The organism is Lysinibacillus sp. GW247-5R2A (assembly GCF_059424475.1).
Genome location: NZ_JBWKZL010000001.1, coordinates 657,927 through 673,242 on the forward strand (window position 1 = coordinate 657,927; position 15,316 = coordinate 673,242).

Sequence of the window (15,316 nt, forward strand, 5' to 3'; positions counted from 1 at the left end):
CTACTCGCGGTACCACCCTACTTGTAGCACAATCCAATAGGTTGCACTACCTCTTTCAAGCACATTAACGTCGTGCATCACGAAATAACTTACTTTTTTCAGTTATTTAGCTCAGAAGTGATGTTCATTGTTAGTTGCTTGTTTGGGCTTCCACTATCCCCAAATCGCTTCACCACGCCTAACAAATACTGTCTTCGTCTCTGCTTCTATGCATATGTCTGTACAAAATAATTACTATTACAAAGTATATGAAATTCAAACAATCGCGTCAAGTTTCATTTAAATTTGATCCTCTCCATGGAAAGGAGTGTTACATATCTTCTGCTTCTTGCGCTTCATCTACAGAAGCTTGAATTTCTGTTAAATCGATATCATACTGAAGCAAATGATCCCAATCGTCTGCATTTAATAAATCAAGCTGGGCTTCAACAAGCATTTTGAAACGATTACGGAACACCTTAGATTGTTTTTTAAGCTCATCAATTTCAATTGTAACCTTACGTGCTTTCGTTAAAGCATCATTAACGATTCGATCAGCATTTTTCTCGGCTTCTTTGACAATAAGCTTTGCCTCTTTTTGAGAATTTCTACGTACTTCATCTGCAGCTTCTTGTGCAACCACAATAGACTTTTGTAAAGTTTCTTCTAAAGAGCTAAAATACCTCGCTTGTTCTAAGGCCATTTCTAGTTGCTTATCAACCTCTTTTTTTTCACGCAGCAAAATTTCATAGTCTTTAATGATTTGATCTAAAAATTCATTTACTTCATCTTCAGCATATCCTCTGAAAGCTTTTGTAAACTCCTTATTATGTATATCAATAGGTGATAATGGCATACTATCCTTCTCTCCTTTTCGTGTACATTCGTATTTCCTATTATACAATTCTTCCGACAACTTAGCAGTATAAATTAATGAAATTTACTTTTCTTTTAGCTTTTTTGGGCCAATCGACCGACTTGTAGACGGATTTTATCTTTTTTTGTACGGCCTTCTGTCATAATTATTTTCATACGACCGCTCCCTCTTATCGATAAAATATCCCCTTCTTGTAATTCAAAAGCAACGGCATCACGCTCTGTCCAATTGACCCGCACTTTTTTACCAGTAATTAAAGCTTGTGCTTTTTGACGAGACACTTTCAAAACGGTTGCCATAATAACATCTAATCGCATGGAGGTAACCGTGTGAGATTCCTCCAGCCATTCATCTTCATTAATAAGAAGAGGCTCCTGTTCTTTAAGAGATTCAACATGTACCTTTACTTTACCAATACCCGTTAAATGTAAACGGACATATTCTGCCACTTCTTTTGCCACGACAAATTGGATTTGATGCTCACTCACGCGAATATCACCGAACTTACTTCGATTTAACCCTAATGATAACAAGGCTCCTAAAACATCTGGATGGCGTAATTGTACAAATTTAACGGGATACTGAAGTGTAAAAGCTGTCAGTTGAAAGTCTTTATCTGTAGGCTCATAGTAGGCTGGATAAATGAGCATACGTTGTCTCTCCGCCTCATTAAATAACCCCGCACATAATGTATTCATTGAGTCATCCTGTCCAATAATAGATGTCACTATAAAGCGCTGTCTTGGATCAAGAAAATCAGTCAGCTTAGGTGCATAGCGATCCTCTACCTCCCGCTGCCAGCTTATTACCTGTTCAATAAAAGGTTGCTCATCTTTCCGAAAATGCTGAATCAAGTGCTCCATCTCATTGTCTCCTCTTTCATCGTTCCTATTTGCTTCATTGATTGGATGAACATAGTATTCCCAATCATTGGTACTTTGACATCATGGCATTAAAAATTTTTCGAGTTCACTCGAATAGCCACTTTAAAATTCGCGACATCTGCTTTTCCTCTATTTTCAATATAAATAAAAAACCCCCACTAAAACGTGAGGATTTTATATTTATACGAACATAAGAAATAATTTCTGAATGACTATCACAAGTCCTCTTTCAATAAAATTCAGCATAAAGATTGCCACAATTGGTGAAATATCAATCATACCAAGCGGTGGGATAAACTTTCGGAATATCCCCAAATAAGGCTCACACACTTTTTCAAGCATTCGTCCAATGGCTGAATTTTGAGCGGCAGGCACCCAAGACATTAAGATATATGCAATTAGCATAAATGAATAAATCCTAAATGCTAATGATACATAACCAAGTATTATAAAAAAAGTCATATAAACTACAATCCTCGCTATTAATTATCGTCTAAAATAAAGTTCGTAATTTCACCAGTCACTTCTACGCTGTCTGGAGTGCAAAGGAAAATATCTTTCCCGATACGTTGTATATCCCCTGCAAGGGCATAAACTGTGCCACTTAAAAAATCAATAATGCGTTTACCTTGCTCTCGCTCAATACGTTGTAAATTAACGATAGCTGCACGTTTATTTTTTAAGTGTTCCGCGATATCTTGTGCTTCTGCATAGACTCTAGGCTCTATTAAGACAACTTTTGCTCCTTTGGAACTCATTGCAGCTTGTAAGCTGACAATATTATTCGGAGTAGCTGTACTTTGCGGCACAATTTCATGGATCGATGCCTTACGTTCTTTAATTGTTTTTTTAGGCTTTACTGAATGAATCGGTTGCTGTTGTTGTTGTACGGGTTGTTGCTGCTGAATAGGAGCTTGCGTGATTTCTTCTTCTAATTCTTCTTCAAGGTAAAAGAAGTTTTTAATTTTATTTTTCATGCTCATCCTGTTCCCCTCTTTCATTTCCAACAAGAGCCGTTCCGACTCGAACAAAAGTAGCCCCTTCCTCTACCGCAATTTCAAAGTCATTAGACATGCCCATTGATAACTCGGTACAAGGTGCGTGTGCGAATCCTTGCTCGGCTATTTGCTGTTGACATTGTTTTAATTGCTTAAATACAGAACGAATAAGTGTTTCGTCTTCTGTGTTTGGTGCCATTGTCATTAAACCGACAACTTCGACTTTTGTAAAACCTTTCAATGATTCTACAAAAGGTAAAACTGCTTCCATGCTTAAACCATGTTTTGATTCTTCCCCTGAAACATTTACTTGTATAAAACATTTTACAGGCTTTACTGCTCTTTTTTCAATTTCTTCTGCCAAACTCAAACGATCTAATGAATGTAAATAATCAATGCTGTTAATCACTTGTTTTACTTTACGTGTTTGTAGGGACCCGATATAATGCCAATTGACATGGGCTTGAATCGCAGATAGTTTACGATTTAAACCTTCAGGTCGGTTTTCTCCTAAATGAGTCAATCCAGCTTCGATTGCTTCTTGGGTTCTTTCTACAGAAACCTCTTTCGTCACAGCTATTATTTGAACATTATTGGCTTCACGATTGACTCTTGTTTCTGCTGCTGCTATTAAATCATTTAGTTTGTTTAAATTTGCTAAAATTTTTGTCACTGTTTTTCCCAACTTTACAACATTAGTTTCTCTTATTGTAACAAGCCATGCTTGATTTATCAATGAATAGCCTGACCTATGTCAGCCTTTTAGGAAAGTGCCTTTACCAAAATGACATCCTTGCCAACGACAAGCACATCTTTCATATACACTTTTCTTACAGATTCTTCTCCTTTAAAAAAACCAAGATATTTTCGGGGCTCGGCAATTAAAAATGCTGTTACATAGCCCGTTTCTTTCGATACCTCTGCATCTACCACAAATCCTATAAATCGCCCATTTCCTGCTTCAATTACTTCTTTTTGTTGTAATAATGAGAACCGCAATGAAAAACCTCCTCTATCCATTACTCTTTCATCTAAATTATTTTTCTCTATTATCAAACTTTGCTGTCTCTTTATATTTATGTATCAATTGTTCATTGAATGAAGATAAAATGCGCACCGAATAATTCGATGCGCATTTTTTATTTGTAATCTTTTTGCATTGTTTCAATTGCATTTTTTTCAAGACGTGAAATTTGTGCTTGTGAAATCCCTAATTCTTTAGCAATCTCAGTTTGTGTTTCACCGTAATAAAAACGTTTTGCCACGATCATTTGCTGACGTTCATCTAGTTTTTGTAAGCTTTCCTTTACCGACACATAGGCAACCCATTGATCTTCTGATACATCATCATCACGTAATTGGTCCATCATATAGACAGCGTCCCCTCCATCTGAATATATGGGCTCTTGTAATGACATAGGGTCTTGAATTGCATCTAAAGCAAATAAAACATCTTCTTTTTTCATCTCGATCATGTCAGCAATTTCTTCAATCGTTGGTTCGCGCAAATTTTCGGTTATCCACTGTTCTTTTGCTTGCATTGCCTTATACGCAATATCTCTTAAAGAACGAGATACCCGTAATGCATGATGATCACGCAGATGGCGACGAATTTCACCAATGATCATCGGGACAGCATATGTTGAAAATCTCACATTATGCTTTAAATCAAAATGATCAATGGCTTTCATGAGGCCAATACAGCCTACTTGAAATAAATCATCTGCCTGTTCACCTCTATAGGCAAATCTACCAACAATACTTAGCACTAACCTTAAATTGCACATGACAAGCTCTTCTCTGATTTCAGTTTCACCAGCTTGTAAACGAATGAAGAGTTCCTTCATTTCCTCGTGCTTTAAAATTGGCAAAGTCGATGTATCTAAGCCGCAAAGATCTACTTTTGTTCGCATATTCGATTCCTCCGGATGTTATTCTCTGACTAAACCGTGACATCAGTTTGTCCGAGAGAAACAAGAATATGCACAAAAGCTATGACCAATTTTAGGTAGGTTAATTTTCCCTTTCTAAGAAATTGGTTGATTTAAATTTTCACGTAAATCCTGAATAATTTTCTTTTCCAAGCGGGAAATATAGGATTGTGATATCCCTAAATGATCTGCCACTTCTTTTTGCGTCATTTCCACCTTCCCATTGAGACCAAAACGGCATTCCATAATATATCGTTCACGTGCACCCAATAAATTAATGGCATGGAACATATGCTGACGTTCAATTTTTTTCTCCACATTATCAAGAATAATGTGCTCTTCTGTACCTAAAATATCTGATAGTAATAATTCATTTCCATCTGCATCAGAGTTTAATGGTTCATCTAATGACACTTCACCCTTCATACGACTAGTTTTTCGTAAGTGCATTAAAATTTCATTTTCAATGCATCGTGATGCGTAAGTTGCAAGCTTAATATTTTTATCTGTATTGAACGTTTCAATCGCCTTTATTAACCCGATAGAACCAATGCTGATTAAATCTTCGATTGGTGTCCCCGTATTGTCAAAACGTCTAGCAATATAAACAACAAGACGTAAATTACGTTCAATTAGTGTGTCTCTAGCACGTAAATCACCTTTCATAAAGGATGCAATGACTGTAACTTCTTCTTCTCGACTTAGTGGCACTGGCAATGAATCATTTCCCCCTATATAGTACGTTTCACGACTACGAAACTTACTCCAAAATTTTTTCAAGCTAGCAAGTAGCCTAAGAAGCAATAGTTCTCCCCCTCTATGAGTTATTTGAAAGCGCTGAAAAATGTAAAATTGCTGCTGTGCTATGTGGAAAATTTTTAGCCTTTTTTGTTAAAACGATATATTCATTCGATTTCACCTGCGAAGGCTCCCCCTTTATAAGCCATTCATCAAAGCGAAAACCTAATACAACAGTTTGTTGCTGTACAGTATTGATATGAATAAATCGTATATAACGCTGATAATCTTCTGAAAACATAGATACATTGTACGGATCTGTTTCTTGCCATTCTATTAATGATTTGCGGAAATCCGCAGGTAAATGTGGACTTAAAGCTGTATATGAGACGAAATGAACGGGCTTACCTGAAAGCGGCTCAATTGCTTGGTTACCTGTATCCACAAAAGCTGAAAGTGGTATTAGTGCACCAAAGATTTTTAAAGTTGTTTCAAATACAAATTGTCCACTTAAACGCTCTAGCTTCACAAACCCCCATTGCTTATAGAATGCAACGAGATTTAAAACTGCGAGTACAAAACAAATCATTATAAAATGGGTGGCAGAAAGTTTGTTTAAAAAAGGTTGTAGTGCTGTTAACAATCCACCGATAACGATCGTTGCTGTTAAAACGATCGGTCCTTGCTTTTGGAAGCTTCGAATCTTAAAGCGAAAAGCTATACCTATGAGTAATATAAAACTAAGAACCGTAGTCCACAGCATTTGACCGCCAATTACAGCTACTAAACTACTACAAAACGAACTCATTAATAATCTTGAATTCTTGACCAAAACCCCTGTTACTCTTGCCGTAAACGTGAGTATCGCTAGATTGAAAAGCGTATTAATGAGCACCAGCCATTCTCCATACATAACAGCCGCCTCCTACTTACAAAGTTAGCACGTTACACCCACAAATATTGTCAAACAATCGCATCATTTCCTTAAAATGTTTTGACAAAATACATGGTTTCCTTACACAAATGAACATCTCGACAACAAATATAAAAAGCTCGTATTTTACATATGTAAAATACGAGCTTTTTAGAAGTTGTTTTATTTCAATTAACCACGATTTTTGCGATTACGTAAAAATGCTGGGACCTCAAGCATGTCATCCTGTGCATAATTTTGCTGATTTTGACGTGGCTGCTCTTGTTGAACATGCATTTCTTGTCGTTGTTCACGAATTGGTGCTTGTTGTTGTGGAGCAGATTGTCTATTCATATTAAGTGACGGTTTTACTGTATGACGTTGTTGTTGTAAAGCTTCTTCCGAGAAGCCTGTTGCGATAACTGTCACAATGATTTCATCTTTTAGATTTTCATTAATAACAGAACCGAAAATCATATTTACTTCTTCATCAGATGCAGAAGCTACGATATCTGCGGCTTCTTGCACTTCAAATAAGCTAAGGTTAGAGCCACCTGTAATATTCATAAGAACACCTTTAGCACCATCGATAGACGATTCTAGTAAAGGGCTCGAAATGGCTTTCTTTGCAGCTTCTGAAGCACGGTTTTCACCAGTAGCAATACCGATACCCATTAATGCTGAGCCTTTGTTTGACATAATTGTTTTCACGTCTGCAAAGTCTAAGTTAATAAGACCAGGTGTTGCGATTAAATCAGAAATACCTTGGACACCTTGACGAAGTACGTTATCCGCTTCTCTGAAAGCTTCTAACATTGGTGTTGATTTATCGACAATTTGTAATAGCTTGTCGTTCGGGATAACAATTAGTGTATCCACGGCTTCTTTCATACCACCAATTCCGCCGATAGCCTGTGTTTGACGTTTACGTCCTTCAAATGTAAATGGACGTGTCACAACACCTACTGTTAGTGCTCCTAACTCACGAGCAATTTGTGCAATTACTGGTGCTGCACCAGTACCAGTTCCTCCACCCATACCGGCAGTGACGAAAACCATGTCTGCGCCACGTAGAACCTCTTCTAATTGCTCACGACTTTCTTCAGCCGCTTTTTTTCCTACTTCTGGATTAGCACCTGCACCTAATCCACGCGTCAGTTTAGCACCAATTTGAAGCCTAACCTCCGCCTTTGATAAATTCAGTGCTTGTGAATCTGTGTTAACTGCGATAAAGTCAACACCTTGTACACCATGTTCTATCATTCGATTGACAGCGTTGTTACCGCCGCCACCAACACCTATGACCTTTATTACTGCAAGTTCATCTACATTTGTATCAAATTCTAACATCTCTTTTTCCTCCCACGGTAACTCGACTCTGTATCAATCATTACGCATTCTAGTTAATCAAAAAACTTATCAAATAATTTTTTTGCTCTCCCGATTACGCTTTCTTTTGGTTCTGAAGGTGCAGAATACTCTTGCTTTTTAGGCATAGCTGCTTGAGCTCCTACAGCTGCATATTCAACAGGTTGCGTATTCGTACTTTTACCGTAAAAATCATCTTCTAAATAGGCGTAACGAATAAGTCCAACTGCCGTTGCAAATGAAGGCTCTCTAACGCCAATATAATCGGGTGTATAAATTCTTACACGCGTTTGAAGAATTTGACGTGCTAACTGGGCAATACCTTCAAGTTTAGCAACACCACCAGTTAAAACAACGCCACCAGGTAAATCTCTAACACCTAGACGTGCTAACTCGTCAATCACTAATTCTAGTAATTCTTCTAGGCGAGCGCCAATAATTTCTGAGATATAGCGTTGGCTATATTGATCAGTAGAATCTGTTCCTACAATCGGTACTTCAAAGATTTCATCGTCAGATGCATCATCATAAAAGGCATGTCCAAATTGGTGTTTGATATTTTCAGCCTGTTCTGTTGGTGTCTTTAAAACGATGGAAATATCTTTCGTTATATGATCACCACCAACTGGTAGGACGCCTGTATGCGTTAACAATCCCTCTTCAAATACCGCAATTGTAGTAGAGCCGCCTCCTATGTCTACAAAGGCAGTTCCTTGGTTTTTCTCATCTTCAGTTAATGCAAAGTAGCCTGATGCTAATGGTTGCAAATATATTTCTCGTATACTTAAACCTGCACGCTCAACACAGCGAAGAACATTGTGTAAAAGCGTTTTGGATGTCGTTATCATTGTTGCATCCATTTCTAGACGGATGCCAATCATACCACGAGGATCTTTAATTTCATCAAGATTGTCCACAATAAACTGTCTTGGAATGATGTTAACTAATTCACGTTCAGGAGGTATTGACATGACTTGTGCAGATTCTACCACTCTGTCTAAATCATCATCTGTAATTTCTCTGTTTTCACTATTTACAGCGACAACACCTTTAACTAGCTGTAACATCGTTTGGTTAGCAGGAACGCCTAGAACGACTTCGTGAATTTGATAACCTGTCATTCGTTCGGCTTGTTCTACCGCTTTTCGAATAGATTGAACTGTTGCATCGATGTCAACAATTGCTCCTTTTCGAACCCCATTCGATTTTACATTTCCGACGCCAATTACATGTAATTGTCCGTCACTCATTTCACCTATTAATACCTTGATAGAGGAGGATCCAATATCAAGTGAAATGTATAAATCTTGCTGATTCAATTCGCTGCACCTCCTTGAAAAATGCTCTTATTTTCATTCTATTGTAAATTTGGCATAATGTCTAAGCAAATCGAGTATTTTGGTCAATTTTTCTCTTAATCTATGGAAGTTTTTTCTTTCTTGTGACGTTTCTCATCTAAGCGAGTTAGTAATATACGCCTAATTATTGCGATATTTTGGAATAAACGTACTCCAAAAGCGAAAATGGCTGCTAAATACAAATCTATCCCTAAATTCACACCTATAAACGCTAACCCTGCTGCGAGAACTATATTAAAAAAGAATCCTGATACAAAAACTTTATCGTCGTACACTTGCTGTAATTGAGCACGGATACCACCAAATAATGTATCTAAAGCTGCTAAAACTGCTATTGACAGATAATTTTCATACATAGAGGGGATTTGTATATTTGTTAACAAGCCAAGGGCAAGTCCAAATATCAAACCTAAAAATGGTAGCCACATAAATTAATCTCCTTTTTTTACCTCTGCTAAGTAATCATTTGTCAATGGCTGATCAAATGCTGGAATTTGTAATTGATCTATTGGCTCTTCAATTACTAAATTATAATTATCTAAATAAAATGAATCTATAAACGTCGAGGCTTGAAGCGAATTATACATTTTTTGAGCTGCTTTATAGTCGCTTGTCCCAACATATATATCAAATTTAGGTGACGACAATGGTACACTATTCACCGTTGTCTTCCCATTTATGTCCCGAATGGCTGTTGTTTGAACAACACGATTGCCATCTATTGAAACACTTGTTGCATCGTTTTTAAACAGCGTATTTAATAATTGAGTTAATAAATCGGGCGATATTTCTTTAATGTCATAGCCCATCTCCATTAATTCAGGTGCTGGTTCAATCCGAAGTATGACACCAGGCCCTATCACTTCTGTTAGTCCAGCCTGTTGCTTTAAACGATTCAATGTTTCATGTAAAGCTGCTTGCTGATTTACCTTTTCAGATTGCTCATAGCGATCCACTACTTCATGAAGTGAGCGAATTTCTGCCAGTAATGCGGAATGCCTTTGCTTTTCTTGTGCTAATTCCTCTCTTATTGCCCAAATATCTCGTGTATCTCGCTCTGCTGGTTTTTGTATGGTATTGTATTGTACCGCTATCATCAAACCGATAATAAATAGCACGATCGTTATTCGGGTGTACATATTTCTTCGCAAAATAGCCCCTCCTAGACGTATCGTATGCCTCTCTCAGAAGTCAATGTAAAACTTCTATGGAGGCTGAAATTAGACTTTAAACATGAACTAGGACTTGTCCTTAACTTTCTACTTTTACTCTTGGCATTGTAAGTTTTTGATGTTCTTCTAAAGACACCACAATATTGTCATTTAGTAATTGATCAACGACACCGCCATTTAAATTTAAAGAAGCCATTAAAGTATCAGAATCTCCTACAGCTTCTATTACAAAAGGAGCGGGATGCTGTGTACCATCAATAGTTATGACTGGACCATTACATCGGATATAGGAATTGGCCAAGACACGTTGCCCATTAATAGCAATGGCTTGGGCACCCGAAATTTTCAATTCATTCAACAATTTAAAAACGTGGCTTTCATGAACGATATAATCATTCGGATTCAAAGATTTTGGATCATAATCACCATCTTGGAGAGTAATCCGTATTCCTTTTCCATCACTCTTCAACTCACCAAGTAAGAGCCGTAAATCCTCCGCTTGTTCAACAAGCTTCTTATAGTCCTTCTCATCAGAGGCAAATGATTTCTCATACTTCCGAATTTGCTCCTGTAGGCTATTTAACTCTTCCGTTAACTCTTTATTGCGTTCTTGCTGAGTGATCAATTCCTCACGATACGAATCTTCTTGCTCAAAAAGCTCTGAATTAATTGTACCTGCTTCGCGGTTATCTTTTGCCTGATTATATGAATAGCCAATAATAAACCCTGTTGTCACACAAACAATCAATAATTCAAATTGTTTTCTAGAAAAAAAACTCCCTTTGCTATTCTTCTTGTTGTTCATCTTCTGTCACTTCCTGGTCAACCATTTCCCCATCTTCATTAGCTTCCATGTCGATGCTTATTTTGTTGTACTCCTCATTAAAAGGACGATAATAGGAACCGACCTCTAAATCAATCACACCTTTTTCTAAATTTGCAATTTGTGCAACAATAGAGGGGTAATAATTTAACTTATCCGCAAGCGTCTGAATAATAGCTCGTACCTCATAGCCATCATTCATATAAAGCTTTACTGCGTTCGGATTTGTATCATTACTATTCGTGTTAACCTGAGAAATTAAAGCTAATACTTCTGGTTTTAATTGTGCTAACTGTGCAACTAGTTTTTTAATTGTTTTTTCACCAGTAATACCAATAAAAACAGGTGCATCAATTGGAGTATCATTGCCCTTTTGCTCAAAACGTTCACCATTTTCAAGCAACGGATAATAGGTTCCATCCCCAGCCAAATACGCAACTTTTTTCCATTCTTTCACATCTATCGTTACGCCTCGAAGCCAGTTACGTTTAACATGTGCTTCTTTTACCCATTTATCCTTTAACAGAAGATTCTCCACGTCTTCTATTTTGAACCCCCACATTGATTTACCTAGCGCAAGGGTACTTGTCTCCACATAATGTTCATGATCTACCAGCTTCGCACCATTGACTGTTATTTTATTGATGTTACTGTAAGGAGATTGAAAATAAAGGAGTACTGCTAACACAATAAAGAAAAGTAATATTAGCACGATAAATTTACGATTTGTACGCTTTTTTCGTCGCTTTTTTAGCGTAGGTATACGATCTTCTATATCAATTACTTTCTCCAAAAAGTACTCCTCCTTTATATTTATTTCGCTAATTGATAAATAATACCTATTATTAACCACATTGTGACTAAAGATGTTCCTCCATAGCTAATAAAAGGCAATGTAACGCCGGTTACAGGTACTAAACCTATTACTACAGCTATATTAAGAAACGCTTGCACCATCAGCATTGTGACTAGCCCTATAATCGCATAATAGGATGTTCGGCTTTTAGCCTGTACAGCAAATCTATAGCCCGCATAAATTGTCAGTACGAATAGTGCTAAAATAAAGAGACCACCAATCAAGCCGACTTCTTCCAAAATAATAGCGTAAATAAAGTCATTTTGTGGCTCAGGCAAATATAGAAACTTTTGCCGACTTTGTCCAAAACCATGACCAAAAATTCCGGCAGGACCAATCGCCATTAGTGATTGCACTGCTTGGAACCCACTTACCAAGGGATCAGCCCATGGATCGAGGAATGCTTCTATTCGCTTTAGTCGATATGGTGCAGTTGCAATTAACCCTACTAGTCCCGCTATACCAACCAGCATAATCATGGCATATAGTTTTAACGGGTACCCAGCGACAAAAAACAATAAAAATACAGCCACAACAAGAATAAATACTGAACCGAAGTCAGGCTGCAACATAATCAAAGCAACAGGGATTAATAGGATTAAAGCATGGCGCCAATTAACAACGGGAGTCCCTGTTTTATGCTGCGCTAAAATATGACTCAGGTAAACAATGACAGTTATTTTCGTTAGCTCCGCTGGCTGGATTGTCAATGGACCAACCCCTATCCAGCTTTGCGAACCATTTCGCACTAGCCCAATACCAGGTATTAACACTAGAACAAGTAAAATTAACGAAAATATATAGGCCATTTTCCAAAAGGACTGCTCTCTCAAAATATTTAATCGAATTGTGATTAAAAATACAATTATGGCTACCACAAAGTATACGCTTTGCTTCATATAAAACGGCATTTTTCCACTATAATGAATGGCACTCCAATAAGTCCCCGCAGAATAGACGAAAATAATGCCGATTACTGATAGCATCAAAGTTGTGACGAGCAATAAGTAACTTTCTTTCCCTCTCAGTAATGCCATCCTTCCAAAGTCAAGTATATTCTAAAATAGTTACAGGCTCATTACAGCTTCATTACAGCATCAATAAAAACATCTCCGCGTATTTCAAAGCTGTCATATTGATCCCAGCTTGCACATGCTGGAGATAATAAAATAATATCTCCCTCTGCTGACATCGGTGCTGCATAGTGTACAGCGTCTTCCACATTTTGAGCGATAACTGTTTGTTGGACACCGCATGATTTTGCAAATTCAACAAAACGTAGTCCAGTTTCTCCGAATGCGACGACGCCTTTCACATGATTCATACTAGATCGAAGCTCCTCAAAAGAGTGTCCTCGATCTAAACCACCTGCTAGCAAAATAACTGGCGCTTGGAATGCGTCTAAAGCACTTTTTGTTGCTAAACAGTTAGTAGCTTTGGAGTCATTATAAATCTTCCGACCATTCCATTCGCGTACGAATTGAGTACGGTGTCTCACTCCGCCAAATGTTGCTAAAACCTCTTCCATTTTCCCTTTGTCACAGCCAACTAAAATACAGGCTGCCACTGCTGCTAGGATGTTCTCTAAATTATGCTTACCAGGCAGCGCGATATTCGCCCGGTCCATATAAGGCTCCCCTTGCCAATATATCGTTGTATCATCTGCGCTGATTCCGTCGACAGTACGTCCATTTGAACTGAATGGAATTTTTTGCGCATTCGATTGCGCTGCATATTCAACTACAATTGGTTGATCAGCATTATAAATAAAGTAATCACTTTCATCCTGATTACACGTCACAGCAAACTTTGCTTCCGCATAATTATCAAATGTTCCATGATAGTCAAGATGGGCATCATAAAGGTTTGTTAGAATAGAAATTTTTGGCTTAAATGTTTTTGTCCCCATCAATTGGAACGATGACAGCTCTGTTACAATAATGTCATCTTCATTAGCTTCTTTAGCGACGCCACAAGCAACTGTACCGATATTCCCTGCAATCAAAGGATTCTTACTTCCGTTGTTCAACATATCGAATATTAAAGTAGTCGTCGTTGTTTTCCCATTCGAGCCTGTAATACCTATAAATGGTGCATCACTGATTAAATAAGCAAGTTCAATCTCCGTCCACACCGGAATATCGCGATGGAGAGCATCCGCTACAATGCGATTACTATAAGGAATACCTGGGTTTTTAACGACTAATTCAAAACCTTCATCCAGTAAATCCTCAGGGTGACGACCACAAATCACGGTAATCCCCTTTTGTAATAGCCCCTGAGCATCCGGGCTTTCATCAAATGGTTTGGAATCATTGACTGTGACAAAGGCGCCGAGCTCATGTAAAATTTCTGCAGCGGCCACACCACTTTTTGCTAGGCCTAACACAAGTACTTTTTTATGTTGTAAATCTGTATAGTTTTTCATTAAAACGCCTCCGATAAGACTGCAATCAATGCTACTGCTAGGGCAGTTGACCAGAAGACAAGCACTACTTTCCACTCTGACCAACCTGATAATTCAAAATGGTGATGGATTGGACTCATCTTAAAAATACGCTTTTTACGCAGTTTAAAGCTACCTACCTGTAAAATAACGGATAATGTTTCGATGACAAATACCAAGCCAACTAGTAAAAGTAAAAACTCTTCTTTTACTAATACCGATACCATGGCTAACGCCCCACCTAATGCTAATGAACCCGTATCACCCATAAATACTTTTGCTGGATTCGCATTAAATAATAAAAACCCTAATAATGCTCCTGTAACAGCAAAGGCAAATAAAGCAATATCAGCTTGGCTTTGGAAAAGTGCAATAACGCCAAATGCCGCAAAAGCAATCGATGCAGTTCCTGCCACTAGTCCATCTAAACCATCTGTTAAATTCACCGCATTGGAGAAGCCTACTAACCAAAAAATTAAAAAGGCAACATAGAAGACACCAAGATCAACTGTCCAATTTGTAAATGGAATAGCAAGTGTTGTATCAAACGATCCAACATGCAGTAGAAAATATGCAAGGATGGCGATAACTATTTGACCAATTAATTTTTGAAGAGAGGTTAACCCCAAATTCCTTTTAAATACAACCTTCAAACCATCATCCAGTAAACCTATTAAGCCAAATCCTGCTAATACTAGTAAAAGTACTACGGTCTGTGTCGTTAATAAATCTAAAAAGCTTCCTACACCAACAGTTGTTAGGACGATAGAAATTAAGAAAATTATACCGCCCATTGTTGGTGTACCAGCTTTTTTCATATGTGATTTCGGTCCCTCTTCACGAATACTTTGCCCAAACTTTAGGCGTCGAAGAAGTGGAATACTAATTGGTGCCAGGATAACTGTTACTATAAAAGCAAGAGCTAAAATGGTAAGTGTTGTTGCGAGTTTCATTGAAAAATCTCCTTTAAATC

At 37.7% G+C, this 15,316-nt stretch carries 18 protein-coding genes and 1 other annotated feature (1 of these 19 running past the window's edge); all 18 genes read right to left on the minus strand.

Annotated features, from left to right (window positions below; all coding sequences use genetic code 11):
• Positions 1-210, minus strand: a binding site (T-box leader) (it extends 18 nt beyond the left edge of the window).
• A gap of 100 nt (positions 211-310) precedes the next feature.
• The gene (locus AC07YC_RS03210; RefSeq protein WP_402789519.1) at positions 311-835 is read right to left on the minus strand and encodes a DivIVA domain-containing protein; all 525 of its coding nucleotides are present in this window, start codon (positions 833-835) and stop codon (positions 311-313) included.
• Positions 836-930: 95 nt separating this feature from the next.
• A complete protein-coding gene (locus AC07YC_RS03215; RefSeq protein ID WP_336634401.1) occupies positions 931-1,719 on the minus strand; it encodes a YlmH family RNA-binding protein in 789 nt (262 codons plus the stop codon).
• 201 nt (positions 1,720-1,920) lie between these two features.
• Positions 1,921-2,202, minus strand: coding sequence for a YggT family protein (locus tag AC07YC_RS03220; protein ID WP_008173852.1), 282 nt, complete (start codon positions 2,200-2,202; stop codon positions 1,921-1,923).
• Positions 2,203-2,222: 20 nt separating this feature from the next.
• Positions 2,223-2,723, minus strand: coding sequence for a cell division protein SepF (locus tag AC07YC_RS03225; RefSeq protein WP_336634402.1), 501 nt, complete (start codon positions 2,721-2,723; stop codon positions 2,223-2,225).
• Positions 2,707-3,411 carry a YggS family pyridoxal phosphate-dependent enzyme gene (locus AC07YC_RS03230; protein ID WP_164908764.1) on the minus strand — a complete coding sequence of 235 codons (705 nt, stop codon included), beginning with the start codon at positions 3,409-3,411 and terminating at the stop codon, positions 2,707-2,709. Before AC07YC_RS03230 ends, AC07YC_RS03225 begins: the two co-directional genes overlap by 17 nt.
• Positions 3,412-3,500: 89 nt before the next feature.
• Positions 3,501-3,737 (minus strand): PRC-barrel domain-containing protein, encoded by a 237-nt coding sequence (locus tag AC07YC_RS03235; RefSeq protein WP_025113853.1) that lies wholly within the window; start codon positions 3,735-3,737, stop codon positions 3,501-3,503.
• Between the two features lie 140 nt (positions 3,738-3,877).
• The gene (gene sigG, locus AC07YC_RS03240) at positions 3,878-4,651 is read right to left on the minus strand and encodes an RNA polymerase sporulation sigma factor SigG (RefSeq protein ID WP_025113852.1); all 774 of its coding nucleotides are present in this window, start codon (positions 4,649-4,651) and stop codon (positions 3,878-3,880) included.
• Between the two features lie 114 nt (positions 4,652-4,765).
• Positions 4,766-5,473: an RNA polymerase sporulation sigma factor SigE gene (gene sigE / locus AC07YC_RS03245; RefSeq protein ID WP_025113851.1), complete on the minus strand. Its 708-nt coding sequence runs from the start codon at positions 5,471-5,473 to the stop codon at positions 4,766-4,768.
• Between the two features lie 13 nt (positions 5,474-5,486).
• The gene (locus AC07YC_RS03250) at positions 5,487-6,320 is read right to left on the minus strand and encodes a sigma-E processing peptidase SpoIIGA (RefSeq protein WP_494918343.1); all 834 of its coding nucleotides are present in this window, start codon (positions 6,318-6,320) and stop codon (positions 5,487-5,489) included.
• A 192-nt stretch (positions 6,321-6,512) separates the two neighbouring features.
• Positions 6,513-7,670 carry a cell division protein FtsZ gene (gene ftsZ, locus AC07YC_RS03255; RefSeq protein ID WP_494918344.1) on the minus strand — a complete coding sequence of 386 codons (1,158 nt, stop codon included), beginning with the start codon at positions 7,668-7,670 and terminating at the stop codon, positions 6,513-6,515.
• A 53-nt stretch (positions 7,671-7,723) separates the two neighbouring features.
• Positions 7,724-9,007: a cell division protein FtsA gene (gene ftsA / locus AC07YC_RS03260; protein WP_336634405.1), complete on the minus strand. Its 1,284-nt coding sequence runs from the start codon at positions 9,005-9,007 to the stop codon at positions 7,724-7,726.
• A gap of 95 nt (positions 9,008-9,102) precedes the next feature.
• A complete protein-coding gene (locus tag AC07YC_RS03265) occupies positions 9,103-9,474 on the minus strand; it encodes a small basic family protein (protein ID WP_008173872.1) in 372 nt (123 codons plus the stop codon).
• 3 nt (positions 9,475-9,477) lie between these two features.
• Entirely contained in the window at positions 9,478-10,197 is a 720-nt protein-coding gene (locus AC07YC_RS03270) for a DUF881 domain-containing protein (protein WP_036123785.1), read from the minus strand.
• Positions 10,198-10,297: 100 nt separating this feature from the next.
• Positions 10,298-11,023 carry a DUF881 domain-containing protein gene (locus tag AC07YC_RS03275; protein ID WP_336634407.1) on the minus strand — a complete coding sequence of 242 codons (726 nt, stop codon included), beginning with the start codon at positions 11,021-11,023 and terminating at the stop codon, positions 10,298-10,300.
• Entirely contained in the window at positions 11,004-11,834 is an 831-nt protein-coding gene (locus AC07YC_RS03280) for a cell division protein FtsQ/DivIB (RefSeq protein ID WP_336634408.1), read from the minus strand. Before AC07YC_RS03280 ends, AC07YC_RS03275 begins: the two co-directional genes overlap by 20 nt.
• A gap of 20 nt (positions 11,835-11,854) precedes the next feature.
• Entirely contained in the window at positions 11,855-12,934 is a 1,080-nt protein-coding gene (gene ftsW / locus AC07YC_RS03285; RefSeq protein ID WP_336634409.1) for a putative lipid II flippase FtsW, read from the minus strand.
• A gap of 41 nt (positions 12,935-12,975) precedes the next feature.
• Positions 12,976-14,325: a UDP-N-acetylmuramoyl-L-alanine--D-glutamate ligase gene (gene murD / locus AC07YC_RS03290; RefSeq protein WP_494918345.1), complete on the minus strand. Its 1,350-nt coding sequence runs from the start codon at positions 14,323-14,325 to the stop codon at positions 12,976-12,978.
• Entirely contained in the window at positions 14,325-15,296 is a 972-nt protein-coding gene (mraY, locus tag AC07YC_RS03295) for a phospho-N-acetylmuramoyl-pentapeptide-transferase (RefSeq protein ID WP_036123778.1), read from the minus strand. Before mraY ends, murD begins: the two co-directional genes overlap by 1 nt.
• Positions 15,297-15,316 lie beyond the last annotated feature (20 nt).